This window comes from Pantoea sp. QMID4, from assembly GCF_030270445.1.
In the GTDB taxonomy this organism is placed as follows: domain Bacteria; phylum Pseudomonadota; class Gammaproteobacteria; order Enterobacterales; family Enterobacteriaceae; genus Pantoea; species Pantoea vagans.
Genome location: NZ_BSXL01000009.1, coordinates 1 through 24609, shown reverse-complemented (window position 1 = coordinate 24609; position 24609 = coordinate 1). Strand labels below are relative to the sequence as shown.

Annotated in this window: 22 protein-coding genes; 18 read left to right on the top strand and 4 right to left on the bottom strand. The window is 56.2% G+C overall.

Annotated elements, in window-relative coordinates:
• Positions 1–110 precede the first annotated feature (110 nt).
• Complete coding sequence (metE, locus tag QSK07_RS19280) at positions 111–2381, top strand: 5-methyltetrahydropteroyltriglutamate--homocysteine S-methyltransferase (protein ID WP_285722397.1); 2271 nt, start codon at positions 111–113, stop codon at positions 2379–2381.
• Between the two features lie 71 nt (positions 2382–2452).
• On the opposite strand, the gene QSK07_RS19275 is transcribed toward metE, so the two are convergent.
• Entirely contained in the window at positions 2453–3286 is an 834-nt protein-coding gene (locus QSK07_RS19275; RefSeq protein WP_098051842.1) for a dienelactone hydrolase family protein, read from the bottom strand.
• Positions 3287–3590: 304 nt separating this feature from the next.
• On the opposite strand from QSK07_RS19275, the gene udp reads away from it, so the two are divergent.
• From udp to tatD, 10 genes are all read left to right on the top strand, one after another.
• Positions 3591–4352, top strand: a complete 762-nt coding sequence (udp, locus tag QSK07_RS19270) for a uridine phosphorylase (RefSeq protein WP_033734831.1) — start codon at positions 3591–3593, stop codon at positions 4350–4352.
• Between the two features lie 92 nt (positions 4353–4444).
• Entirely contained in the window at positions 4445–5713 is a 1269-nt protein-coding gene (locus QSK07_RS19265) for a tetratricopeptide repeat protein (protein WP_285722395.1), read from the top strand.
• A gap of 85 nt (positions 5714–5798) precedes the next feature.
• Positions 5799–7298, top strand: a complete 1500-nt coding sequence (gene rmuC / locus QSK07_RS19260) for a DNA recombination protein RmuC (RefSeq protein ID WP_285722393.1) — start codon at positions 5799–5801, stop codon at positions 7296–7298.
• Between the two features lie 75 nt (positions 7299–7373).
• Complete coding sequence (gene ubiE, locus QSK07_RS19255) at positions 7374–8132, top strand: bifunctional demethylmenaquinone methyltransferase/2-methoxy-6-polyprenyl-1,4-benzoquinol methylase UbiE (protein ID WP_008926452.1); 759 nt, start codon at positions 7374–7376, stop codon at positions 8130–8132.
• Positions 8133–8143: 11 nt separating this feature from the next.
• On the top strand, positions 8144–8749 hold the full coding sequence (gene ubiJ / locus QSK07_RS19250) for a ubiquinone biosynthesis protein UbiJ (protein WP_285722383.1): 606 nt from the start codon (positions 8144–8146) through the stop codon (positions 8747–8749).
• The gene (gene ubiB, locus QSK07_RS19245; RefSeq protein WP_033734835.1) at positions 8746–10383 is read left to right on the top strand and encodes a ubiquinone biosynthesis regulatory protein kinase UbiB; all 1638 of its coding nucleotides are present in this window, start codon (positions 8746–8748) and stop codon (positions 10381–10383) included. Before ubiJ ends, ubiB begins: the two co-directional genes overlap by 4 nt.
• A gap of 109 nt (positions 10384–10492) precedes the next feature.
• The gene (gene tatA, locus QSK07_RS19240) at positions 10493–10747 is read left to right on the top strand and encodes a Sec-independent protein translocase subunit TatA (RefSeq protein WP_009088506.1); all 255 of its coding nucleotides are present in this window, start codon (positions 10493–10495) and stop codon (positions 10745–10747) included.
• Between the two features lie 3 nt (positions 10748–10750).
• Positions 10751–11452 (top strand): Sec-independent protein translocase protein TatB, encoded by a 702-nt coding sequence (gene tatB / locus QSK07_RS19235; RefSeq protein ID WP_285722378.1) that lies wholly within the window; start codon positions 10751–10753, stop codon positions 11450–11452.
• Positions 11452–12210, top strand: coding sequence for a Sec-independent protein translocase subunit TatC (gene tatC / locus QSK07_RS19230; RefSeq protein ID WP_013359715.1), 759 nt, complete (start codon positions 11452–11454; stop codon positions 12208–12210). The genes tatB and tatC overlap by 1 nt, the downstream gene beginning before the upstream one ends.
• Positions 12211–12298: 88 nt before the next feature.
• On the top strand, positions 12299–13081 hold the full coding sequence (tatD, locus tag QSK07_RS19225) for a 3'-5' ssDNA/RNA exonuclease TatD (RefSeq protein WP_285722376.1): 783 nt from the start codon (positions 12299–12301) through the stop codon (positions 13079–13081).
• On the opposite strand, the gene rfaH is transcribed toward tatD, so the two are convergent.
• The gene (rfaH, locus tag QSK07_RS19220) at positions 13078–13566 is read right to left on the bottom strand and encodes a transcription/translation regulatory transformer protein RfaH (RefSeq protein WP_033734838.1); all 489 of its coding nucleotides are present in this window, start codon (positions 13564–13566) and stop codon (positions 13078–13080) included. The two genes, tatD and rfaH, sit on opposite strands and share 4 nt — an antisense overlap.
• A 206-nt stretch (positions 13567–13772) precedes the next feature.
• On the opposite strand from rfaH, the gene pepE reads away from it, so the two are divergent.
• The 3 genes from pepE to fre all read left to right on the top strand — a co-directional run bounded on the left by pepE (position 13773) and on the right by fre (position 16806).
• Positions 13773–14498, top strand: a complete 726-nt coding sequence (gene pepE, locus QSK07_RS19215; protein WP_285722374.1) for a dipeptidase PepE — start codon at positions 13773–13775, stop codon at positions 14496–14498.
• A gap of 80 nt (positions 14499–14578) precedes the next feature.
• On the top strand, positions 14579–16063 hold the full coding sequence (ubiD, locus tag QSK07_RS19210; RefSeq protein ID WP_098051835.1) for a 4-hydroxy-3-polyprenylbenzoate decarboxylase: 1485 nt from the start codon (positions 14579–14581) through the stop codon (positions 16061–16063).
• A 41-nt stretch (positions 16064–16104) separates the two neighbouring features.
• The gene (fre, locus tag QSK07_RS19205) at positions 16105–16806 is read left to right on the top strand and encodes an NAD(P)H-flavin reductase (protein WP_008926461.1); all 702 of its coding nucleotides are present in this window, start codon (positions 16105–16107) and stop codon (positions 16804–16806) included.
• A gap of 70 nt (positions 16807–16876) precedes the next feature.
• On the opposite strand, the gene fadA is transcribed toward fre, so the two are convergent.
• Together fadA and fadB are read right to left on the bottom strand one after the other, a co-directional pair.
• Complete coding sequence (fadA, locus tag QSK07_RS19200; protein WP_285722370.1) at positions 16877–18040, bottom strand: acetyl-CoA C-acyltransferase FadA; 1164 nt, start codon at positions 18038–18040, stop codon at positions 16877–16879.
• 10 nt (positions 18041–18050) lie between these two features.
• On the bottom strand, positions 18051–20234 hold the full coding sequence (fadB, locus tag QSK07_RS19195) for a fatty acid oxidation complex subunit alpha FadB (RefSeq protein ID WP_285722368.1): 2184 nt from the start codon (positions 20232–20234) through the stop codon (positions 18051–18053).
• A 187-nt stretch (positions 20235–20421) separates the two neighbouring features.
• Between fadB and pepQ the strand changes: the two genes are divergently transcribed.
• The 4 genes from pepQ to hemG are packed head-to-tail and all read left to right on the top strand — an operon-like array spanning position 20422 to position 24405.
• On the top strand, positions 20422–21753 hold the full coding sequence (pepQ, locus tag QSK07_RS19190) for a Xaa-Pro dipeptidase (protein ID WP_285722366.1): 1332 nt from the start codon (positions 20422–20424) through the stop codon (positions 21751–21753).
• On the top strand, positions 21753–22370 hold the full coding sequence (locus tag QSK07_RS19185) for an IMPACT family protein (RefSeq protein ID WP_285722364.1): 618 nt from the start codon (positions 21753–21755) through the stop codon (positions 22368–22370). Before pepQ ends, QSK07_RS19185 begins: the two co-directional genes overlap by 1 nt.
• A gap of 32 nt (positions 22371–22402) precedes the next feature.
• Positions 22403–23854 carry a Trk system potassium transporter TrkH gene (gene trkH, locus QSK07_RS19180; RefSeq protein WP_098051830.1) on the top strand — a complete coding sequence of 484 codons (1452 nt, stop codon included), beginning with the start codon at positions 22403–22405 and terminating at the stop codon, positions 23852–23854.
• A gap of 17 nt (positions 23855–23871) precedes the next feature.
• Complete coding sequence (gene hemG / locus QSK07_RS19175; RefSeq protein WP_275222138.1) at positions 23872–24405, top strand: menaquinone-dependent protoporphyrinogen IX dehydrogenase; 534 nt, start codon at positions 23872–23874, stop codon at positions 24403–24405.
• The last annotated feature ends 204 nt before the right edge of the window (positions 24406–24609 follow it).

Genomic DNA, 24609 nt, shown 5'->3' with positions numbered 1-24609 from the left:
CTTGAGCAACATACAGTACCCGCAGAGTATAGCAGTGTAAACATCTGGACGGCTAAACATCTTTGGCTGCCCATTTAAGCCAAAGTGAAAGATTATCTGGAGAACAGCATATGACTATCCTGAACCATACCCTCGGCTTTCCCCGTATTGGCCTGCGCCGTGAACTGAAAAAAGCCCTGGAGAGTTACTGGGCGGGCGACAGCACGCAGCAGGCGTTACTGGCAACGGGCCGCGAGCTGCGCGCCCGACACTGGCAACAACAGAAAGAGGCGGGTGTCGATCTGCTGCCGGTCGGCGATTTCGCCTGGTATGATCATGTGCTGACCACCAGCCTGCTGCTGGGCAACGTGCCCGCGCGTCATCAGAACAAAGATGGCACCGTTGATCTCGACACGCTGTTTCGTCTGGGGCGCGGTCGTGCGCCAACTGGCGAGCCTGCGGCGGCGGCAGAAATGACGAAATGGTTTAACACCAACTATCACTACATGGTGCCGGAATTTACTCAGGACCAGACCTTTAAACTGACCTGGACTCAGCTACTGGACGAGGTTGATGAGGCGCTGGCGCTGGGCCACAACATCAAACCGGTGCTGCTGGGACCGGTAACGTATCTGTGGCTGGGTAAAGTTAAAGGTGAGCCGTTTGAACGTCTGTCGCTGCTGGAAAGGATTCTGCCGGTCTATCAGCAGGTGCTGGCAGAACTGACGAAGCGCGGCATCGAATGGGTTCAGATCGATGAACCTGCCCTGGCGCTGGCGCTGCCACAGACGTGGCGCGATGCGTTTAAACCGGCGTATGACGCCCTGCAGGGTCACAGTAAGCTACTGCTGACCACCTATTTTGACAGCATTGGCCAGAACCTTGATGTTATTCGTGAGCTGCCGGTACAGGGTCTGCATGTCGATCTGGTCCATGGCCGCGATAATATTGAGCAGCTGAATCAGCAACTGCCCGCCAGCTGGCTGCTGTCGCTGGGCGTGATTAACGGTCGTAACGTCTGGCGCGCCGATCTGAGCCGCTGGTTCAGCCGTCTGCAACCGCTGATCAAAGCGCGTCAACAGCTGTGGATCGGATCTTCCTGCTCGCTGCTGCACAGCCCAATCGACCTTGGCGTCGAGACCCGTCTGGATGATGAGGTTAAAAGCTGGTTCGCCTTTGCGCTGCAGAAATGTGCTGAGCTTTCACTGCTGAGTCAGGCACTGAATAACAATGATGCGACGCTGCTGGACGCCTGGAGCGCACCGGTGCGCGCCCGTGCTCACTCCCGCCGCGTGCATAATACGGCGGTGGGACAGCGGCTGCAGGCCATTACGCCGCAGCATAGTGAGCGTCAGAACGCCTACCCGGTGCGCGCAGTACTGCAGCGTCAGCGTTTCAATCTGCCCGCCTGGCCCACTACTACCATCGGCTCATTTCCACAGACCACTGAAATTCGCGGCCTGCGCCTCGACTTTAAACAGGGCCGTCTCGACAGCAACCATTACCGTACCGGCATCGCGGAGCACATCAGACAGGCGATTACCGAACAGGAGCGGCTGGGACTGGATGTGCTGGTGCACGGTGAAGCGGAACGTAACGACATGGTTGAGTACTTCGGCGAGCATCTGGAGGGATTTGTCTTTACCCAGAATGGCTGGGTGCAGAGCTACGGTTCCCGCTGTGTGAAACCGCCTGTGATCATCGGCGATGTCAGTCGTCCAGAGGCGATTACCGTTGAGTGGGCGAAGTATGCGCAGTCGCTGACCGACAAGCCGGTAAAAGGAATGCTGACCGGCCCGGTGACGATTCTGTGCTGGTCATTCCCGCGTGAAGATGTGTCACGGGAAACCATCGCGAAGCAGATCGCGCTGGCGCTGCGTGATGAGGTGGAAGATCTGGAGAAAGCAGGCATCGGGATTATTCAGATCGATGAGCCTGCACTGCGTGAAGGTCTGCCACTGCATCAGTCTGAGTGGGCGGACTATCTGAACTGGGCGGTGGAGGCGTTCCGGCTGAGTGCGGCAGTGGCGCGGGATGAAACCCAGATTCATACACATATGTGTTACTGCGAGTTCAACGACATCATGGACGCCATCGCGGCGCTGGATGCGGATGTGATCACGATTGAAACCTCACGGTCTGACATGGACTTACTGGCGTCGTTCGAACACTTCGACTACCCGAATGAAATCGGCCCCGGCGTCTATGACATTCACTCGCCTAACGTTCCCAGCGTGGCGTGGATAGAGGCGCTGTTGCTGAAGGCGGCGAAACGGATTCCGGAAGCGCGTCTGTGGGTGAACCCGGACTGCGGTCTGAAAACGCGTGGCTGGACGGAAACACGTCAGGCGCTGGCGAATATGGTGACGGCGGCAAAGAAACTGCGTGGTGAGACGGCGTAGGAAAGGGACCGGGTGGCAATAAACAGGGGCGCAGAAGCGCCCCTGTTTTCATTTATTTTGAAGCAATACCCTTATTTTGATGCCACGCCATACTGCCTGAACCAGGCCAGCATCCGCTGCCAGCCATCATTGGCTGATTCAGCATGGTAACTCGGACGGTAGTCAGCATTAAACGCATGTCCCGCCTCGGGATAGACGATGATCTCGGCGGTCGCATTGGCGGCATGCAGCGCCTGACGCATCTGCTCGACGCTCTCCAGTGGAATGCCGTCATCCTGACCACCATACAAACCTAACACCGGCGAACTCAGGTCGACCGCAACATCAATTGGATGCTTCTGCTGCTTCAGCGTGCGCTCACCGATTAATCGTCCATACCAGGCAACCGCGGCGCGTAGCTGTGGGTTATGCGCGGCGTAGAGCCAGGTAATACGGCCACCCCAGCAAAAACCGGTGATGCCCATGCGACGGATATCACCGCCGTTACGTGCCGCCCAGTTAGCGGCATGATCGAGATCGGCCAACACCTGCGTGTCCGGCACCTTGCTGACCAGTTCGCTGAACAGCGTCGGGATATCGTTATACTCAGTCGGGTCGCCTTCGCGGAAATAGAGTTCAGGCGCAATCGCCAGATAGCCTTCCAGCGCCAGACGGCGGCAGATGTCCCGGATGTGTTCATGGACGCCAAAGATCTCCTGCACCACCAGCACCACAGGCAATGGGCCTTCCGCTGAGTGCGGTTTTGCAAAAAATGCCGGCATGTTTTCGCCCTGGCTGGGCACTGAGGTTTCACCTGAGTGAATCGCCGGGCTTTCGGTAATAATGGTGGTAGAGGCGGTGGGCTGCACGGCAGGGGCAAAGCCGCCCGTCGCCGGTTTTTGTGCCATATTGTCACTGGGTTTCATTATTCTCTCCGTGCAAGCATTTGCGCAATCACGTAACTATAGCCTGGCCGTAAAGCGTATGCGTCCAGGTGTCGGGTAACAGAATCAGCAGCGAATAAAATCATCCACCTCTTTAACACTGCGCCGACCCTGACACAGCCTCGCTAAGGGCTATCCGGAAGAATAAGACGTAATAGTGTGATTAAAATCACATTTTATCTTCCAGGAAATGTAACTTTCATTTTCTTAAGTGAATGTTGTCACATATTTATCGGGCGTGCTGGCGTAGAGTGGCGCGCTACCTTCCCTTAACAGGAGTCTGAAAATGACACAGTCTGACGTTTTCCATCTTGGCCTGACAAAAGCCGATCTGCAGGGCGCGACCCTGGCGATTGTGCCGGGTGACCCGGAGCGCGTGAAGAAAATTGCCGGACTGATGGAAGATGCCACGCATCTCGCCTCACACCGTGAATTTACCTCCTGGCTGGCAAAACTTGATGGCAAGCCGGTCGTGGTCTGCTCAACAGGCATCGGCGGTCCTTCTACATCGATTGCGGTCGAAGAGCTGGCGCAGCTTGGCGTGCGTACCTTCCTGCGTGTCGGTACCACAGGTGCTATCCAGCCACACATCAACGTCGGCGATGTGCTGGTGACCACCGCGTCCGTTCGCCTGGACGGAGCAAGCCTGCATTTTGCCCCGATGGAATTCCCGGCTGTCGCTGACTTCGCCTGCACCACCGCACTGGTTGCCGCCGCTGAAGCCTGTGGCGCGAAAACCCACATTGGCATCACCGCCTCTTCTGACACCTTTTATCCGGGCCAGGAGCGCTACGACACCGTTTCAGGCCGCGTCGTCAGTCGTTTCAAAGGATCGATGAAAGAGTGGCAGGAGATGGGCGTTCTCAACTATGAGATGGAATCTGCAACGCTGTTAACCATGTGCGCCAGCCAGGGGCTGCGGGCCGGCATGGTCGCGGGCGTGATTGTGAACCGTACTCAGAAAGAGATTCCGGATGCGGTCACCATGAAGCAGACAGAAAGTGACGCAGTGAAGATTGTGGTCGAAGCGGCGCGTCGTTTATTATAACGCCCGCGTCTGGCAGCAGGTTTTTGGTCCAGACTCAAAACCTGTTGCCGGTAGTTAACGGCGCGTAACATCAGTGAAACCTGAGAGTGTTTATGCGCAATACGATTCCTGTCCGACGTCCTGTCCCTGGCGCTAATCCTGCGGCAATCAATGCCCGGCTGGAACGCAGTGCCGAACGTTTTCGCGCTGCCATGCAGCAGGGTGACCACGCGCTGGCTGCCCGGTGCTGCGAAGAAGTCTTGCGCTCAATGCCCAATCAGATGCAGGTGCTGAGCGACTACGCGCTCTGCCTGCTGCGTCTGGGTCAGTACAATAAATCGTACAAAATCTACCAGAAGATTTATCAGTCACCGCCCGCGGTGCAGGCCACGGCTTCTGAAACCTGGCTGGATGGCTTAACCGAAGTGTGCGGCTGGCTGGGCAAAAAGGAAGAGGTGGCACGTTTCGGTCTGGCGTCGCTGATGCGCTCTGATGCGCGTTTCAGTCAGGGGCAACGAACTGCATTTCCCGCGCTGCAACCTGAGCCTGTGGATCTCAGCCAGCCCCATCAGAATGTTATCGCCTTCTGCCTGTATGGCGATCAGCCACGCTATTGCGAAACGCTGATTAAAAACGTTGAGGTGGCACCTGAGTTCTATCCCGGCTGGATTTGCCGCATCTATCTTGATGACAGCGTGCCGCAGCATGTCTGGCAGCGCCTGGACCAGCCACACGTCCAGTTGGTCGATATGTCTCACGAGAAAACGCTGTTTCCGACCCTGTGGCGTTTTCTGGTGCTCGACGATCCTGACGTGAAGCGCTTTATCGTGCGCGATGCCGACTCACTGCTTTCGGAGCGCGAAGCGGCCGCGGTAAACGCCTGGCTGGCGTCGCCTTACTGGTTCCACCATATGCGCGACTACTTCTCTCATACCGAACTGCTGCTGGCGGGAATGTGGGGCGGCTGTCACGGCGTCTTTCACAACGTGGAACAGGCGATGCGTGATTTCATTGCCCGGTATCAGGGTAGTCAGCGCTTCACCGATCAATATTTCCTCAAAGTGGCGTTATGGCCGACAGTGCGTGAAAGCCTCCTGAGCCATGATGAGCTGTTCAGTTTTCATCAGGCCCGGGCGTGGCCTGATCATGCGCCCGTGCGCTGGCAGACGCCGCATTTCCACGTTGGCAGCAATGCCGGCTTTGCCAGTATGACCGGTAAATCCAGCGCCACTAAGGGCAGCAGACAGCGCGTTGCGATCACCTCCGGCGAGACAACCTGGCATTATCTGGCGCAGGTCAAAAACGGCGAGTGGCTATTGCCGATGCCATTCTTCCTGATTGATGAGTGGCAGGCTGGAAAGCTGACGGTAGCGGCCCTGTAAGGCGCTGAATGTCGGTAAATTTGTCTGGACATTCATACAGTGCGACTCTACCTTTTTCCTCAGCAGCCTGAGTCGCGGGGAAATCATGGATCAGCACATCATTATCAGCGCCTGTCTGGCGCTTGCCGGATTGGGGATTGGCTGGATGCTGGCACAGTTACGTGCCGGCCATCAGGTCGCCAGTTTTCAGACCGAGCGCCGTCTGCAGGAAGAGGCGCAACAGCGCCAGCAGCAGCAAATCGAACAGCTTCAGCAGCAGACGCAGCAGCGTGAGCAGGAGCTGCGTCAGCTTCATGGCGCGCTGAGCGGTGCCAATGAGCGCCTGCAACAGCTTGATTACTGGCGCAATGAAAGCGAACAGCTTAATCGTGAACTGCGTAATCAGCTGGAGGTGAACAGCGCGCAGGAAGCAGAGCTGCGCGAAGTGACCATCCGCCTTGAAGAGACCCGTTTTGCCGCTGAAGAGAAACAGCGCCTGCTGACCAACAGCGAACAACGCCTCAGCGCCCAGTTTGAAAACCTCGCCAACCGTATTTTCGAAAACAGCGGCCGTCGCGTAGATGAACAGAACCGCCAGAGTCTGGACGGGCTGATTGGCCCGCTGCGTGAACAGCTGGATGGTTTCCGCCGTCAGGTGCATGAAAGCTTTGGCGCAGAGGCACGTGAACGGCACACCCTGACTCATGAAATCCGGCAGTTACAGCAGCTGAATGCGCAGATGGCACAGGAGGCGCTTAACCTGACCAAAGCGCTCAAGGGCGATAATAAAATCCAGGGTAACTGGGGTGAAGTGGTGCTGAGCCGGGTACTGGAAGCATCCGGGCTGCGTGAAGGCTACGAATATGAAACTCAGGTCAGCATCCAGTCAGAACAGCAGGGCAGGATGCAGCCGGATGTCATTGTGCGTCTGCCGCAGGGCAAAGATGTGGTGGTGGACGCCAAAATGACGCTGGTGGCCTATGAACGCTACTTCAATGCGGATGATGAGATCGAACGTGAGCAGGCGATCCAGGAGCATGTCGCGGCCATGCGGGCGCATATTCGTCTGCTGGGACGAAAAGATTATCAACAATTGCCCGGTTTACGGTCGCTGGATTATGTGTTGATGTTCATTCCGGTCGAGCCGGCCTTTTTGCTGGCGATTGACCGACAGCCTGAGCTGATTGGCGAGGCGCTGCAGCAGAACATCATGCTGGTCAGTCCCACCACGCTGCTGGTGGCGCTGCGTACCATCAACAATCTCTGGCGCTACGAGCATCAGAGCCGCAATGCGCAGCGTATTGCTGACCGGGCCACGCGCCTCTATGACAAGATGCGGCTGTTTGTCGATGACATGAGTGGCATTGGTCACAGCCTGGATAAGGCGCAGAACAGCTATCGCGAGGCGATGAAAAAGCTGGCAGAAGGGCGCGGCAACCTGATTGCGCAGACGGAAGGATTTCGTGCGCTGGGCGTGGAGATTAAACGACCCATCAATCCTCAGCTGGCTGAACGGGCTATGCCGGAAAACCGGGCGGCTGACGACGCAGATGACGACAGGGATGCGGATGAAAGTGAGAGTCGTGTGAGACGCCTCCACGAATAGTATGGGCGCAGCGTGCCTGACTTCCGTGACTCTGATACACTTCGGGAAGTATTGTTTGTGGAGCAGGTAAAACCGATGGCAGATGAATCACAGCAGGAAACTACCCATTTTGGCTTTCAGACGGTCGCCAAAAGCGAAAAAGCTGACAAAGTCGCGGATGTGTTTCACTCCGTAGCAGCAAAATATGACCTGATGAACGATTTGATGTCGTTTGGCGTCCATCGTATCTGGAAGCGTTTTACCATTGACAGCAGCGGCGTACGTCGCGGTCAGCGCGTGTTAGATCTGGCGGGTGGTACCGGCGATCTCACCGCCAAATTCTCTCGCCTGGTGGGCGAAACCGGTCAGGTTGTCCTGGCGGATATCAACAGCTCCATGCTGAAGATGGGCCGCGAAAAACTGCGCAATCAGGGCGTGGTGGGCAACGTGAGTTACGTCCAGGCCAACGCAGAAGCGCTGCCTTTCCCCGATAACTATTTCGACTGCATCACCATCTCCTTTGGTCTGCGCAACGTCACGGAAAAAGAGAAGGCGCTGGCCTCCATGTTCCGCGTCCTTAAGCCGGGCGGACGCCTGCTGGTGCTGGAGTTCTCTAAGCCTGTTCTGGATCCGCTGAGCAAAGCGTATGACGCATACTCGTTCCACATTCTGCCGCGCATCGGACAGCTGGTGGCGCAGGATGCAGAGAGCTATCGCTATCTGGCCGAATCGATCCGCATGCATCCCGATCAGGAGACCCTGAAAGCGATGATGAACGATGTCGGTTTTGAAAATACCACTTACTCCAATATGACCGGCGGCATTGTCGCGCTGCATCGTGGATTTAAGTTCTGAGTGAGATGGTAATGAACCTGACGCCCTTGATTACCGCGGGTCTGGAAACGGCGCTGAACCGTATCCTCTATCGCGATCGTGGCCTGAAAGCGGCGCGGCAACGTCTGAATGGCAAAGTGCTGACGCTGCGCCTGAGTGAGTTTTCGCATCCGCTGGTGCTGGTTTTCAGTGAGCAGCAGCTCGACGTATTAGCAGACTGGCAGGATCGCAGTGACTGCACGGTGATCACCTCGCTGAAAACGCTGCCTAAGCTGCGCGATCGCCAGCAGCTGACGCCGCTGATCCGCAGCGGTGAGCTGCAGGTTGAAGGTGACCTGCAGGTGGTGCAGCAGTTCTCCGCACTGATGGATCTGGCTGAGCTGGATCCGGCAGAATATCTGGCTCCCTGGGTCGGCGATATCGCCGCTCAGGGCATCAGTCAGCGCTCACAACAGGCATTCCGCTTTTTCAAAGTTGAAGTGCAGCGTCGCCAGGATTATCTCGGACAGGCCATTACCGAAGAGTGGCGTGTTGCGCCTGGCTCGCTGGAGTTAGCCTGGTTTTCTGAGGAGGTCGACGCGATGGAACGTTCGCTTGAGGCGCTTGATGCGCGTCTGGCGCAGCTGGAGGCAAAATGAGTTTTGGAGAGATCCGCCGTTTATATTTGATCATGAAGGTCTTTCTGACCTACGGCCTTGATGAACTGATCCCTCAGACACGCCTCACTTTCCTGTTTCGCCTGTGGCGTCGCTCTGTTTTCTGGATCCCGAATCTGTATAAGCATGAACCGATTGGCGCACGCATGCGCATGGCGATGGAGCAACTTGGGCCGGTCTGGATCAAGTTTGGTCAGATGCTGTCGACGCGTCGCGATCTTTTCCCGCCGCTGATCGCCGATCAACTGGCAATCCTGCAGGACCGCGTTGCGCCGTTTGATGGCGTCAAAGCCAAAGCGCAGATTGAAGCCTCAATGGGCGCACCGATTGAAACCTGGTTTGATGATTTTGATATCAAGCCACTGGCGTCGGCATCCATTGCGCAGGTGCACACCGCCACGCTGAAATCGACCGGTAAGAAAGTGGTCATCAAAGTCATTCGCCCCGATATTTTGCCGGTCATCAGAGCGGACATGAAGCTTATCTATCGGCTGGCACGCTGGGTTCCGCGTCTGCTGCCGGATGGCCGTCGTCTGCGTCCGGTCGAGGTGGTGCGCGATTATGAGAAAACCCTGCTTGATGAACTGAATCTGTTACGCGAAGCCGCCAACGCCATTCAGCTGCGCCGGAACTTTGAAGATAGCCGCATGCTCTATGTGCCGGAAGTCTATTCAGATTACTGCAGCGAAACCATGATGGTGATGGAACGCATCTACGGCATTCCGATTTCAGACGTAGCGACGCTGGAGCGTCATGGTGTGAACATGAAGCTGCTGGCAGAGCGTGGCGTGCAGGTCTTCTTCACCCAGGTTTTCCGCGACAGCTTCTTCCATGCGGATATGCATCCGGGCAACATTTTTGTCAGCTATGAGCATCCGGAAGACCCACAATATATCGGCATCGACTGCGGTATCGTGGGTTCGCTGAACAAAGAAGATAAGCGTTATCTGGCGGAAAACTTCATCGCCTTCTTCAACCGTGACTACCGTAAGGTCGCGGAGCTGCACGTTGACTCAGGCTGGGTGCCGCCCGATACCAACGTTGAAGATTTCGAGTTTGCGATCCGTACGGTCTGTGAGCCGATTTTTGAAAAACCACTGGCTGAGATCTCCTTCGGCCATGTGCTGCTGAATCTGTTTAACACCGCACGTCGCTTTAATATGGAAGTGCAGCCGCAACTGGTATTACTGCAAAAAACGCTGCTCTATGTGGAAGGGATTGGCCGTCAGCTCTATCCGCAGCTCGACCTGTGGAAGACGGCTAAGCCGTTCCTGGAAGACTGGATTAAGGATCAGGTCGGTTTGCCCGCTATTATTCGTGCGGTCAAAGAGAAAGCGCCATTCTGGGCTGAAAAGTTACCTGAGTTGCCAGAACTCTTTTACGACAGCATGCGCCAGCACAAACTCTTACGGCACAGCGTCGATAAGTTAGTGGGCGACATGAACGCGCAACGCGTCCGTCACCATCAGGCGCGATACCTGTTTGGCGTCGGTGCAACGTTGCTGTTAAGTGGAACGGCGGTGCTGCTCACCCGACCGGACTGGGACTTCTTCCCGGCAGTGCTGATGGCAGCGGGAATCGTCTCCTGGTTAATCGGCTGGCGTAAGACAAACTGATTGTCACGTCTGTTTAAAAAAAGGTAATGTCGCTGGCTAAAGCCCGGTTAAAAAGGGCACTCTGTCCTGCATTACCTTATCGTTTTCACAGAATATTAGAGGCTATCTCATGGGCGGTATCAGTATCTGGCAATTGTTAATCATTGCCGTGATTGTTGTTCTTCTGTTCGGTACCAACAAATTACGTAATCTGGGTTCAGATTTAGGTTCTTCGATTCGTGGCTTCAAAAAAGCGATGAGTGACGAGGATGACAAAAAGGATCAACCGAAAGAGCAGGACGCTGACTTCGCGGCCAAAACACTGGCGGACAAACAGCAAACGTCGGCTAACAAAGAAGAAGCCAAGAACGACAAGCAGGTGTAAACCGTGTTCGATATTGGTTTTAGTGAACTGGTATTGGTGTTCGTTATCGGGCTGATTGTTCTCGGCCCGCAACGTTTACCGGTTGCGGTGAAAACCGTGGTCGGCTGGATCAGGGCGATTCGCTCGCTGGCAGCCAATGTACAACATGAACTGGCGCAGGAACTCAAGCTGCAGGAATTGCAGGAGAGCCTGAAAAAGGTGGAAGAAGCGGGCCGCGGCACGCTCTCCCCTGAGCTGAAAGAGTCGATGGAAGAGCTGCGTAAAACTGCGGATTCAATGAAACGATCGGTCAGTCAGAGCATCGACATTGAAAAAGAGGAAGACGAGGCAAACACCATTCATTCGGCTCAGCACAGGTCCGCGCATCATGCGGCTTCTGATGCGGTGCAGGCATCTGAACCTGGCCCGGTTGAGCCTTCGGCAACGCCGGCTAGCGCAGAACATCAGGCCAGCGCCCCGGCACAGGCTCCCGCTGCGGTTTCAGATTCAGCTCCGGCCGTGCAACCTTCTGCGGCACCTTCCGCAGTCGCCACGGCTCCGGCACAGGCTCCATCAGCGGTTTCATCCACTCCGGCTGTGCAATCCTCTGCCGCACCTGCCGCTGTGGCCAGCGCTCCGGCACAGGCGCCTGCGAGTGATATTGCCAGACCGGCAGATTCTGCGCGTAATCCCGCAGCCTCCCCTTCTGCAAGTGATGAACGATAATGGCCGTTGAAGATACCCAACCGCTCATCAGTCATCTGATTGAGCTGCGTAAGCGACTACTGAATTGCATTCTCGCTGTATTAGCGATTTTCCTGGTGCTGGTTTACTTCGCCAATGACATCTATCAGCTGGTCGCGGCACCGCTGATCAGCCAGATGCCGGTTGGATCGAGCATGATCGCGACCGATGTGGCCTCACCGTTTTTCACCCCGATTAAGCTGACCATTATTGTGTCGGTGTTTCTTGCGGTGCCGGTGATCCTCTATCAGGTCTGGGCCTTTGTCGCCCCGGCGCTCTACCGGCATGAGCGTAAGCTGGTTATGCCGCTGCTCTTTTCCAGCACCTTCCTGTTCTATTTCGGCGTGGCTTTTGCCTACTTCGTGGTCTTCCCACTGGCATTTGGTTTTTTCACCAAGACCGCACCGATTGGCGTCACCGTCGCAACGGATATCTCTAAATACCTCGATTTTGTCATGACGCTGTTTATGGCATTTGGCGTGGCGTTTGAAGTACCGGTAGCGATTGTGTTGCTGTGCTGGACCGGGATCACCAGTCCGGAAGAGCTGAAGAAGAAGCGCCCCTATATTCTGGTGGGCGCCTTCGTGGTCGGGATGTTGCTCACACCGCCGGATGTTTTTTCCCAAACTTTGCTCGCTATTCCGATGTACTGCCTGTTTGAAGTCGGCGTATTCTTTTCCCGGTACTACGTGGGTAAAGGCCGACGCTTACAGGATGAGGAAGAGAACACCGACGCCTGATGCTGACAGCCTTACCCGCACTGGCGGGAAGCGTTCACTCCAAACCGCCCTGATGGGCGGTTTTTGTTTATAAACAGTGGGAAATATTATGTTTGATATCGGTGTAAACCTGACCAGCACGCAATTCGCCTCCGACCGGCAAAAGGTGGTTAAACGCGCGCGTGATGCGGGCGTCACCGGCATGCTTATTACCGGCACTAACGCGCTGGAGAGCCAGCAGGCTCAGCGACTGGCTGAAGCTCAACCCGGCTTCTGCTGGTCTACCGCGGGCGTTCATCCTCACCATGCCAGCGAATGGTCCACGGAAATCGCCAGTACCCTGCGTCGCCTGGTTGAAAAACCGGAAGTGGTCGCTATCGGTGAGTGCGGGCTCGATTTCAATCGCAACCTGTCGGCACATGAGCAGCAGGAGTATGCGTTTGACGCGCAGCTGGCGCTGGCGGCCGAACTCAACATGCCGGTGTTTCTGCACTGCCGTGAAGCCCATGCCCGTTTCGCTGCGGTACTTGAACCCTGGCTGCCGAAACTGGCTGGTGCGGTGATCCACTGCTTTACCGGCACGCGTGATGAGCTGGAGGCCTGTCTGGCGATGGGATTATCGGTGGGGATTACGGGCTGGGTTTGCGATGAGCGCCGTGGGCTGGAATTACGCGAGTTGCTGCCGCTGATTCCGGCTGACCGGCTGCTGCTGGAAACGGATGCGCCTTATCTGCTGCCACGCGACATACGTCCGCGCCCGACCTCACGCCGGAACGAACCCTGCTTTTTACCGCATATTGTTAATCAGGTGGCGACATGGCGGGGCGAGAGTGCTGAGGAACTGGCGACCCGCATCGATCAGAATGCGCGGACGTTGTTCAGACTGGCTTAAATCTTACGGAACTGCTTGTTGTCGACGCTGCGCATCACCTGCTTATTCAGCAGATTCAGCAACAGAATCGAGCGCGTTTCGCCATCCGGCTCGGCAAAAATGGCGCGCAGTCCTTCAAACGTCCCTTCGGTGATGACGACTTCATCGCCGCTTTGTGGCGTCTCAGGGTCAAGCAGGATTTGCGGAACGTCGGTTTCCAGCGCTTCGATCACTGCCGATGGCACGGTTGCGGGCGTGGTGCCAAAGCGCACGAAGTGACTGACACCGCGTGTGCTGCTAATCGTCGTGGTGTGAATCGCTTCCGGATCGAATTCGATAAACAGATAATTTGGAAATAGTGGCTCACTCACCGTGGTGCGTTTGCCGCGCACGATTTTTTCCAGAGCGATCATTGGACTGAGGCAATGCACTTCCTGCCGCTCCAGATGCTCCTTCGCGCGCAATAGCTGTCCACGTTTGCAATAGAGTAAGTACCAGGATTCCATAACTGCTCCCATTGAATGGACGCTAAGAATAGCAAACCTGCTGCCAGAGTTATAGCGCAGGGGCAGGGTAAAGCGTCCTGCAGCGAAAATAAACTGAGACTTTTCCTAACATCCCGGATGGCAGTAAAAGCATTGATGGGTAATTGACGTCGGCTATTGCTCTGTATCAGACTCGATGACCATCACATCTGCACAAGGATCCTCTGATGGAACTCTTTCTGTTGAGCAATGGCAAGCTGGCCGATGATGCGCCGCTGCTGGGCTATGCGCAGCCACAGCTGCACGCCATGATCGCCCGATGCGCTATCCGCTCGGCGGTACTGATCCCCTACGCAATTATTCGTGGCGACCAGCAGCAACGTGCTGCCGAGCTCAGTGCTTCTCTCGGAATTCAGGTGGAGCGGGTTCAGGCATTCGCTTCGCCAGCTGACGCGATTGCCCAGGCAGAGCTGATTTTAGTCAGCGGTGGCAACACCTGGTTTCTGAATCAGATGCTGCATGAACAGGGTCTGATCGGAGCAATTCAGCGTGCGGTGCGGGAGCGGCAGGTACCCTATGTCGGCTGGAGCGCAGGCTGCAACGTGGCAACACCCTCAATCCGTACCACTAACGATATGCCGGTGCGTAGCAGCGTGGTGTTACCTGCGCTGGGCCTCTTTCCGGTGCAGATCAATCCCCATTATCTGGATGCCAGCGTCAGTGGCCACATGGGCGAAACCCGCGATGAACGTCTGGCGGAGTTCTGTGCAGTTAACCCTGCTGAGTCGGTCATTGCGCTGCGTGAAGGCAGTTTTCTGCATCTGCATGACAATCAGCTGCGTTATCACAGCGTGCGTAACGAAGATTTTAAACTGTTTCGCCACGGCGAGCCGATTCAGGGGCATCACGATGCCCGTGCGTTACAACCGCTGGTTCCCTTTCAGTGCGTATGAAGCGGCCGTATAAACCTCAGCAACTCCGTGTAATCAGACCTATAATGGCCGACTCACTCTGGCCGGAAAGCTAAAGCCGCATGAAATATCACGATTTAAGAGACTTTCTCGCGCTGCTCGAACAGCGCGGTGAGCTAAAGCGCATTACCCAGTCGATCGATCCTGAACTGGAAATGACCGAAATTGCCGACCGCACCCTGCGTGCCGGTGGCCCCGCTCTGCTGTTTGAAAACCCGAAAGGGTACGACATGCCGGTGCTGTGCAATCTGTTCGGCACGCCAAAGCGCGTGGCCATGGGCATGGGCCAGGAAGAAGTCAGCGCACTGCGTGAAGTGGGTAAACTGCTGGCCTTCCTGAAAGAGCCGGAGCCGCCAAAAGGCTTCCGCGATCTGTTCGATAAGATGCCGCAGTTTAAGCAGGTTCTGAACATGCCGACCAAACGTCTGCGCAATGCACCCTGTCAGGAAGAGGTGTTCAGCGGCGATGAAGTCGATCTGACGCGCATTCCGGTGATGAAATGCTGGCCTGGCGATGCGGCACCGCTGATTACCTGGGGACTGACCGTCACGCGTGGCCCGCATAAAGAGCGGCAGAATCTTGGCATTTATCGACAGCAGGTGATCGGCAAAAACCGTCTGATTATGCGCTGGCTGTCGCACCGTGGCGGCGCGCTCGATTATCTGGAGTGGACGAAAGCGCATCCGGGTGAGCGTTTTCCGGTCTCGGTGGCGCTGGGTGCCGATCCCGCCACCATTCTCGGTGCCGTCACGCCGGTGCCGGATACGCTGTCAGAATATGCGTTCGCCGGGTTGCTGCGCGGCAATAAAACCGAAGTGGTAAAGTGCCTGTCGAACGATCTCGAAGTGCCAGCCAGTGCGGAAATCGTACTGGAAGGGTATATCGAAGCGGACGATATGGCGCCAGAAGGACCTTACGGCGACCACACTGGCTACTACAATGAAGTAGATAGCTTCCCGGTGTTTACCGTGACACATATTACGCAGCGCCATAAGCCTATCTATCACTCCACCTACACCGGCCGTCCGCCGGATGAGCCTGCGGTGTTGGGGGTGGCGCTGAATGAAGTGCTGGTGCCAATCCTGGTGAAGCAGTTTCCGGAGATTGTGGACTTCTATCTGCCGCCTGAAGGTTGCTCATACCGGCTGGCGGTCGTGACGATTAAAAAGCAGTACGCCGGGCATGCCAAACGTGTCATGTTTGGCGTCTGGTCATTTTTACGGCAGTTCATGTACACCAAATTTGTTATTGTGTGTGACGATGATGTTAATGCGCGTGACTGGAACGACGTGATCTGGGCCATAACCACCCGTATGGATCCGGCCCGCGATACGGTATTGGTGGAAAATACCCCAATCGATTATCTCGATTTCGCCTCACCCGTTTCCGGGCTGGGGTCGAAAATGGGGATGGATGCGACCAATAAGTGGCCAGGTGAAACGCAGCGTGAATGGGGCACCCCCATCGTTAAAGATCCGGCGGTCACTGCGCGCATTGATGCTATCTGGGATGAGCTAGGTATTTTTGATCAGCCGCCACAGCGTTGATGGCGAGCACAACCATAAAGACGACCCGACAGAGGGAACGCATGACAACGTTAAGCTGTAAAGTAACTTCGGTTGAGGCGATTACCGACACGGTCTATCGCGTTCGCCTGATCCCTGAAGCGGAATTCAGTTTTCGCGCGGGACAGTATCTGATGGTAGTGATGGATGAGCGCGACAAGCGTCCGTTCTCACTGGCCTCAACGCCGATGGAAAAAGATATTATCGAGCTGCATATCGGCGCGTCCGATCTGAACCTCTATGCGATGGCTGTAATGGACCGCATCCGTAACGATCGCCAGATCACGGTTGATATGCCGCATGGCGATGCCTGGTTGCGTGAAGAGAGCACCAAACCGCTGATCCTGATTGCAGGCGGCACCGGTTTCTCCTATGCCCGTTCGATTCTGCTTACCGCACTTGCGGAACAGCCAGAGCGCGACATCGCCATTTACTGGGGCGGACGTGAGCTTAAGCATCTGTACGATATGGATGAGCTGGATGCGCTGGCCGTGAAGCACCCGAACCTGAAGGTGATCCCGGTCGTCGAGCAGCCCGAAGCAGGCTGGCAGGGCCGTTCTGGTACGGTACTGACCGCAGTGATGCAGGACTTCAGCACGCTGAGTGAGCATGAGATCTACATCGCCGGACGTTTTGAGATGGCGAAGATTGCCCGCGATCGTTTCTGTGCCGAGCGTGGCGCAGTGGAATCACAGATGTATGGCGATGCGTTTGCCTTTATCTGATTCCCGGTAGCAGCCAGAAAAAACCCGCCGATCAACGGCGGGTAAATCTGACAAAGTAAGACTCAACGTATTAAAGACGCTCGAATACGGTTGCGATCCCCTGGCCCAGTCCGATGCACATGGTGGCAAGGCCAAAACGGGCATCGCGGCGTTCCATGATGTTCAGTAATGTGGTGCTGATGCGTGCGCCGGAACAGCCCAGCGGATGGCCCAACGCAATCGCGCCGCCATTCAGATTGACCTTCTCATCCATCAGTTCCAGCAAACCTAAGTCTTTAATACAGGGCAGGGTCTGCGCGGCAAAGGCTTCGTTCAGCTCAAACACGTCGATATCACTGACGCTCAGTGCCGCCCGTTTCAATGCCAGTTTGCTGGCCGGAACCGGTCCGTAACCCATGATCGACGGATCACAGCCGACTACCGCCATGCTGCGGATACGTGCGCGTGGCGTTAGCCCAAGCTCACGGGCGCGTGATTCACTCATAATCAGCATGGCGGCCGCGCCATCTGACAACGCCGACGACGTTCCCGCCGTGACGGTGCCATTCACCGGATCGAAGGCGGGTTTAAGTGCCGCCAGCCCTTCGGCGCTGGTCTCCTCGCGGATCACCTCATCGAAATCATAGCGCTTAAGAATGCCCTCGCTGTCGTGGCCATAGGTGGCGACAATCTCCGTTGCGAAGTCCCCGCGCTGGGTGGCCTGCCATGCGCGCTGGTGCGAACGCAGGGCAAACGCATCCTGCTGCTCACGGCTGATATGATGCATACGCGCCAGCATCTCGGCGGTTAAGCCCATCATGCCCGCAGCTTTAGCGACGGTGCGGCCCAGGCCGGGATGAAAGTCGACGCCGTGATTCATCGGCACGTGTCCCATATGCTCCACGCCGCCAATCAGGCAGCACTGCGCATCGCCGACCATAATGGCGCGGGCCGCATCGTGCAGCGCCTGCATTGACGAACCACACAGCCGGTTAACGGTCGTGGCCGGCACCGAGTGCGGGATTTCGGCCAGCAGCGCGGCGTTACGCGCGATATTAAATCCCTGTTCCAGCGTCTGCTGTACGCAGCCCCAGACAATGTCGTCGAGCGATGCCGGATTCACCGCCGGGTTGCGGCTCAGGATTTCGCGCATCAGGTGCGCGGAGAGATCTTCAGCGCGCACGTTCCGAAAGGCTCCACCTTTTGAACGTCCCATTGGCGTGCGCACTGCATCAACAATCACCACATTTTCCATCTTCTTGCCCTCAGGCGCTTTTCAGCGCGGCTTCATCAATCGGTTTGGCGGCGGGATACCAGCTTTCATGCTGATGGGCTTTCTGCACCAGCAGCGCAGGCAGGGCATACAGGCCGCCGAGGCCGCTGTAGCGCCGGGCCTGATCGACCACATTGCTGTTGCCCAGGGTATCGAGGTAGCGGAAAGCGCCGCCACGGAACGGCGGGAAGCCGAGGCCATAGACCAGCGCCATATCTGCCTCTGCCGGTGAGGCGATAATCTTCTCTTCCAGACAGCGCACCACTTCATTCAGCATCGGCAGCATCATGCGATTCAGGATCTCTTCATCACTGAAGACCCGCGCGGGATGACAGACCTGTTGCAGCAGCGTATCCACTTCAGCATCCGGCACTTTCTTCAGCTTGCCCTTTTTATCCTCTTCCCAGCGCCAGAAGCCTTTGCCATTTTTCTGACCAAAACGACCGGCATCAAACAGCAGATCGATCGCATCGCGATAGTCATGCTTCATGCGATCCGGGAAACCATCGGCCATGACGCTTTGCGCGTGGTGTGCGGTATCGATGCCCACCACATCCAGCAGCCATGACGGCCCCATCGGCCATCCGAACTGTTTTTCCATCACGTTATCAATCTGACGGAAATCAGCGCCGTCGCGCAGCAGCAGGCTGAAAGCAGCGAAGTAGGGGAACAGCACACGATTCACAAAGAAGCCAGGGCAGTCATTCACCACGATAGGCGTTTTGCCCATTTTGCTGGCCCATGCCACGACTTTACTCAGTGTGACTTCACTGGTTTTCTCGCCACGAACCACTTCAACCAGCGGCATACGCGGTACCGGATTGAAGAAGTGCATGCCACAGAAATTTTCCGGGCGCTGCAGCGCCTGTGCCAGCTGGGTGATAGGAATGGTTGAGGTATTGGAAGCCAGAATCGCATCCTGACGCAGATGCTGTTCGGTTTCCGCCAGCACTCTGGCCTTGATCAGCGGGTTCTCTACTACGGCTTCCACCACCACATCGGCCTGGTCAAAACCGGCGTAATCCAGGGTGGGCTGAATAGTGGCGATCACACTGGCGAGTTTACTGCCGTCGATTTTGCCGCGCTCCAGCAGTTTATTGAGCAGCTTGCTGGCTTCATTCATCCCCAGCGTTAACGCCTGCGGATTAATGTCTTTCATTCTGACCGGCACGCCTTTCCATGCCGACTGGTAGCTGATGCCGCCACCCATGATACCCGCACCCAGAACGGCTGCCTGAGCCGGTGCGCCGCTTTCGCTGCCGCGCTTTTTCGCCAGGCTTTTCACGTACTGGTCGTTGAGGAAGATGCCGACCAGTGCGCGGGCTTCATCAGACTGCGCCAGCGGCACAAACGCCGCCGTTTCAAGTTTCAGCGCATCATCACGACTCAGGCTGGCTGCCGCTTCAATCGTTTTTACGGCCATTAGCGGAGCGGGATAGTGTTTACCTGCGGTCTGCAGCACCATCGCTTTCGCAATCGTGAAGCTCATCGCCGCTTCAATCGGGCTGAGTTTCAGCGGTGCCAGTTTCGGTGCACGGCGTGCGCGCCAGCTGTCATCTGCGGCAGCAGCCTTAAGCATGGTGATGCCTGCCTCGCGCAGTTTTTCGCGAGCAACCACCGCATCGACCAGCCCGAGTTTCAGGGCGGCATTGCCATCCACATCTTTGCCCGCCGCAATAATTTCCAGTGCACTGTCGGCACCCAGCAGGCGCGGTAACCGCACGCTGCCGCCAAATCCGGGCATGATGCCAAGTTTTGTTTCCGGCAGGCCAATGCGCGCGTCAGCGGTGGCAATACGCAGATCGGTTGCCAGTACGCATTCGCATCCGCCACCCAGCGCATAGCCGTCAATGGCGGCCAGGGTTGGCACCGGTAAATCTTCCAGACGGTTGAAGATGCTGTTGGCGTAGCTCAGCCACTGACTCAGTTTTTCGGTGGGTGCATCAAACAGAGAAAGGAACTCGGTGATATCCGCGCCCACAATAAAAGCAGGTTTAGCGGAGCTCAGCAGCAGGCCGCGCAGTTGTGGCTGCTGTTCCAGCACCGCAATCGCCTCGCCCAGACTGGCGACCGTTTGCGTATCGAGCTTATTGACCGAGCCTGTAGCGTCAAAAACCAGCTCGGCGATGTCATCGTCCAGCCAGTGAAGAGTAAGGTTAGCGCCTTGGTAGAGCATGTGCGTCTCCTGAAACCGCGAAAGGTGATCTGGTCATACCAGATGATCGTGAGTGTGGGAGCGATGTTAATTATTTGCAAACTGCTCTTTGCTTATTTGCTAACAAGATCACAGCTGCGCCGACTTCGGCATCTGCACAAGGGGTATGCTAAACTTGCGGCCATTTCGCGACACTGGAGAGACGTCAATGGATTCACTGAAGACCTTGTATCACGCGCATATCGCCACGTTGCAACAACGGGCGCAGCAGGTGCTGGCACGCAATAAACTGGATGCGATGTTGATCCATTCCGGTGAATTGTTGACGGTGTTTCTGGATGACCACACCTATCCGTTTAAGGTGAATCCGCAGTTCAAGGCCTGGGTGCCGGTAACGCAGGTCCCCAACTGCTGGCTGTGGATTGACGGGGTGAACAAACCGAAACTGTGGTTCTACTCTCCGGTAGATTACTGGCACAACGTTGAACCGTTGCCGGATAGCTTCTGGACCGGGGATGTTGAGGTTATCGGCCTGAAAAATGCCGATGAGATTGCGCAACTGCTGCCTGCACAGCGCGATAACGTCGCCTATATCGGCCCGGTTAACGCGCGTGCGACTCAGCTCGGTATCACTTCCGGCAATATCAATCCGAAAGCGGTGATCGACTTCCTGCATTTCCATCGCAGCATCAAAACAGATTATGAACTTGCCTGCCTGCGCCAGGCACAGAAGCTGGCGGTTGCGGGTCATCGCGCAGCGAAAGAGGCATTCTCCGCAGGCTTAAGCGAGTTCGATATCAACCAGGCCTATCTGACCGCAACCGGGCATCGCGATACTGATGTGCCTTACGGCAATATCATCGCGCTGAATGAACACGCTGCGGTGCTGCACTACACCCGGCTGGATCATCAGCCACCGGCGAAACGCCACAGCTTTTTGATTGATGCCGGTGCTGAGTATCTTGGCTATGCCGCCGATTTAACCCGCAGCTATGCGGCGCAGAGCAGTTCGCTCTATGCCAGAATGGTTGAGGCGATGAACGCCGAAGAGCTGGCGCTGATCGCTACGCTGAAAGCGGGCGTGCGCTACACCGATTATCATCTTCAGATGCACCAGCGTATTGCAAAGATGTTGCTGAAGTTTGAGCTGGTACAGGGGATTAGCGAAGAAGCGCTGGTGGCTGAAGATCTGACTGGTCCGTTTATGCCACACGGTCTGGGGCATCCGCTGGGTCTGCAGGTGCATGACGTGGCTGGTTTTATGCAGGATGATCAGGGCACGCATCTGGCCGCGCCCGCGCAATATCCTTATCTTCGCTGCACCCGCGTGCTGCAACCGGGCATGGTCTTAACCATCGAGCCGGGCTTCTATATTATTGACTCATTACTGGCGCCGCTGCGTGCAGGCCGTTTCAGTCAGCACTTTAACTGGCAGGCTATTGATGCGCTTCGGCCTTTTGGCGGGATTCGTATCGAGGACAATGTGGTGATTCATGCACATCGCGTTGAGAATATGACCCGCGATCTGCATCTGGCCTGATGGACGCTTTTGATATTCCGGCTGTGCCAGTCAGCAGCAGTGAGGAGACGATCAAAAAGAGTCGCTTCATTACGCTACTGGCACACACCGAGGGGGCAGAGGCGGCGCGGGCTTTTGTCCAGCAGGTCAAAAGCGAGCACCCTGCTGCCCGGCATCACTGCTGGGCGTGGGTCGCGGGCGCACCCAATGATTCCCAGCAGCTTGGCTTCTCTGATGATGGGGAACCCTCGGGCACGGCCGGCAAACCGATGCTTGCGCAGCTGATGGGCGCAGATATTGGCGAGATTACCGCCGTGGTGGTGCGTTATTACGGTGGCATCATGCTGGGAACCGGCGGCTTAGTGAAAGCCTATGGCGGTGGAGTCCAGCAGGGGCTTAAGCTGCTGCCACGGCAGCGCAAAGTACCGATGAAGCTATTCACCCTGCACTGCGACTATCCACAGCTCAGTGATATTGAACGGCTGGTTCAGCGTTTCGACGGTAAGGTGACCGACAGTCAGTTTCAGGATCGCATTGCATTGACGCTGGCTGTACCTTACGGACAAATCGACGGATTCAAAAAAAATCTGTCAGACTTTAGTCGGGGCGCGTTATCGCTGATCCCGCTCACACCCTGATGTTCATCTCTATTATTTGAAGGAACGGCTGAATGCACTTTCGCGCCATTACCCGCATAGTCGGTCTGCTGGTGATCCTCTTTTCAGTGACGATGATTTTGCCCGGTCTGGTCGCCCTCATTTATCGCGATGGGGCGGGGCGGGCGTTTAGCCAGACCTTTATGATGGCACTGGTAATTGGCTCGCTGCTGTGGTGGCCGAATCGTAAAAAGAAAACCGAACTCAAACCGCGGGAAGGGTTCCTGATCGTCGTCCTGTTCTGGACGGTGCTGGGCAGCGTAGGGGCCATGCCCTTTATCTTTGCCGAGCAGCCGCATCTTTCGGTGACGGATGCGTTCTTTGAATCGTTCTCGGGCCTGACAACGACCGGTGCCACCACGCTGGTGGGTCTGGACTCGTTGCCTAAGGCGATCCTCTTCTATCGGCAGATGCTCCAGTGGCTGGGCGGTATGGGGATTATCGTGTTAGCGGTGGCGATACTGCCGATTCTGGGCGTCGGGGGCATGCAGCTCTATCGCGCTGAAATGCCGGGTCCGCTGAAAGATAACAAGATGCGGCCACGTATCGCCGAGACGGCCAAGACACTCTGGCTGATCTATGTCCTGCTGACGGTGGCCTGTGCACTGGCGCTGTGGCTGGCGGGCATGCCGGCGTTTGATGCTATCGGCCACAGCTTCTCGACCATCGCCATTGGCGGCTTTTCTACCCACGATGCCAGCCTCGGCTATTTTCACAGTGGCACTATCAATACCATCGTGGCGGTGTTTCTGCTGATCTCTGGCTGTAACTACGGCCTGCACTTTGCCATGTTAAGCGGGCGCAATCTGCGCGTGTACTGGCGTGACCCGGAATTCCGCATGTTTATTGGCGTTCAGCTGACGCTGGTATTGATCTGCACGCTGGTGCTCTGGTTCCACAATGTTTATGACAGTGGCTGGCAGACGCTAAACCAGGCTTTCTTCCAGGTGGTTTCCATGGCGACGACGGCGGGATTCACGACCGACAGCATCGCACGCTGGCCATTGTTCCTGCCGGTGCTGCTGTTGTGCTCCGCCTTTATTGGCGGCTGTGCCGGTTCAACCGGCGGTGGCCTGAAAGTGATTCGCATTCTGCTGTTATGCAAGCAGGGTAACCGTGAGCTTAAACGTCTGGTTCACCCGAATGCGGTCTACACCATTAAGCTGGGTAATCGGGCGCTTCCGGAACGTATCCTTGAAGCCGTCTGGGGATTCTTCTCGGCTTATGCACTGGTGTTTTTGGTCAGCATGCTGGCGATCATCGCCACTGGCGTCGATGACTTCTCGGCTTTTGCTGCGGTTGCCGCGACGCTCAACAACCTCGGGCCGGGTTTAGGGGTAGTGGCTGATAACTTCACTTCAATGAATGACGTGGCGAAATGGATTCTTATTTCTACCATGTTGTTCGGGCGTCTCGAGGTATTTACCTTGCTGGTGCTGTTCACGCCTACTTTCTGGCGCGAATAATTAATAAGGATGCTGACATGAAAGCGCTGATTCTCTATTCCACTCGCGACGGACAAACAAAGAAGATTGCCTCTTCTATTGCTGAGGTGATCCGTCAGCAGCAGCCATGTGATGTGCTGGACATCCAGGATGCTACTCTGCCTGACTGGACGCAGTATGATCGCGTGCTGATTGGCGCCTCGATCCGCTACGGCCATTTCCAGCCGGTCGTCGATAAGTTCGTGAAGCAGCACCTCAGGGAATTGCAGCAGCGTACCAGCGGTTTCTTTTCGGTGAACCTGACGGCGCGTAAACCGGAGAAGCGTTCGCCTGAAACCAACGCCTATACGCAGAAGTTCCTGGCTAACTCGCCGTGGCAACCCGATTGCTGTGCCGTGTTCGCGGGCGCACTTTATTATCCGCGCTATCGCTGGTTCGATCGCGTCATGATTCAGTTGATTATGCGTATGACCGGTGGCGAGACAGATTCAACAAAAGAAGTGGAATACACGGACTGGCAGCAGGTACGCACTTTTGCCAATGATTTTGCACAGTTACCAGGCAAATCGTAGCGAAATAGCGCGATTTGATGAAAATTACTGCGAACGATAATCTTTTCGTAATAAACACTTGTCAGCCCGCGCGAACGCCCTATAATGCGCCTCCATCGACACGGCACACCGGCAACGGGAAACGGGTTGAAAGGCACAGGAGACTGCGCCGCCGGAGAAAAACTTCTGAAATAGAGGTTGACTCTGCAGGAGGAAAGCGTAATA

Excerpts from the sequence above, each read along its gene's own strand:
- QSK07_RS19185 (WP_285722364.1), top strand. The coding sequence starts at position 21,753 with ATGGACGCTTTTGATATTCCGGCTGTGCCAGTCAGCAGCAGTGAGGAG.
- rfaH (WP_033734838.1), bottom strand. The coding sequence starts at position 13,566 with ATGGAATCCTGGTACTTACTCTATTGCAAACGTGGACAGCTATTGCGC.
- tatD (WP_285722376.1), top strand. The coding sequence starts at position 12,299 with ATGTTTGATATCGGTGTAAACCTGACCAGCACGCAATTCGCCTCCGAC.
- fadA (WP_285722370.1), bottom strand. The coding sequence starts at position 18,040 with ATGGAAAATGTGGTGATTGTTGATGCAGTGCGCACGCCAATGGGACGT.
- fre (WP_008926461.1), top strand. The coding sequence starts at position 16,105 with ATGACAACGTTAAGCTGTAAAGTAACTTCGGTTGAGGCGATTACCGAC.
- udp (WP_033734831.1), top strand. The coding sequence starts at position 3,591 with ATGACACAGTCTGACGTTTTCCATCTTGGCCTGACAAAAGCCGATCTG.
- tatA (WP_009088506.1), top strand. The coding sequence starts at position 10,493 with ATGGGCGGTATCAGTATCTGGCAATTGTTAATCATTGCCGTGATTGTT.
- trkH (WP_098051830.1), top strand. The coding sequence starts at position 22,403 with ATGCACTTTCGCGCCATTACCCGCATAGTCGGTCTGCTGGTGATCCTC.
- hemG (WP_275222138.1), top strand. The coding sequence starts at position 23,872 with ATGAAAGCGCTGATTCTCTATTCCACTCGCGACGGACAAACAAAGAAG.
- ubiJ (WP_285722383.1), top strand. The coding sequence starts at position 8,144 with ATGAACCTGACGCCCTTGATTACCGCGGGTCTGGAAACGGCGCTGAAC.
- pepQ (WP_285722366.1), top strand. The coding sequence starts at position 20,422 with ATGGATTCACTGAAGACCTTGTATCACGCGCATATCGCCACGTTGCAA.
- ubiE (WP_008926452.1), top strand. The coding sequence starts at position 7,374 with ATGGCAGATGAATCACAGCAGGAAACTACCCATTTTGGCTTTCAGACG.
- QSK07_RS19265 (WP_285722395.1), top strand. The coding sequence starts at position 4,445 with ATGCGCAATACGATTCCTGTCCGACGTCCTGTCCCTGGCGCTAATCCT.
- tatC (WP_013359715.1), top strand. The coding sequence starts at position 11,452 with ATGGCCGTTGAAGATACCCAACCGCTCATCAGTCATCTGATTGAGCTG.
- ubiB (WP_033734835.1), top strand. The coding sequence starts at position 8,746 with ATGAGTTTTGGAGAGATCCGCCGTTTATATTTGATCATGAAGGTCTTT.
- ubiD (WP_098051835.1), top strand. The coding sequence starts at position 14,579 with ATGAAATATCACGATTTAAGAGACTTTCTCGCGCTGCTCGAACAGCGC.
- fadB (WP_285722368.1), bottom strand. The coding sequence starts at position 20,234 with ATGCTCTACCAAGGCGCTAACCTTACTCTTCACTGGCTGGACGATGAC.
- QSK07_RS19275 (WP_098051842.1), bottom strand. The coding sequence starts at position 3,286 with ATGAAACCCAGTGACAATATGGCACAAAAACCGGCGACGGGCGGCTTT.
- rmuC (WP_285722393.1), top strand. The coding sequence starts at position 5,799 with ATGGATCAGCACATCATTATCAGCGCCTGTCTGGCGCTTGCCGGATTG.
- metE (WP_285722397.1), top strand. The coding sequence starts at position 111 with ATGACTATCCTGAACCATACCCTCGGCTTTCCCCGTATTGGCCTGCGC.
- pepE (WP_285722374.1), top strand. The coding sequence starts at position 13,773 with ATGGAACTCTTTCTGTTGAGCAATGGCAAGCTGGCCGATGATGCGCCG.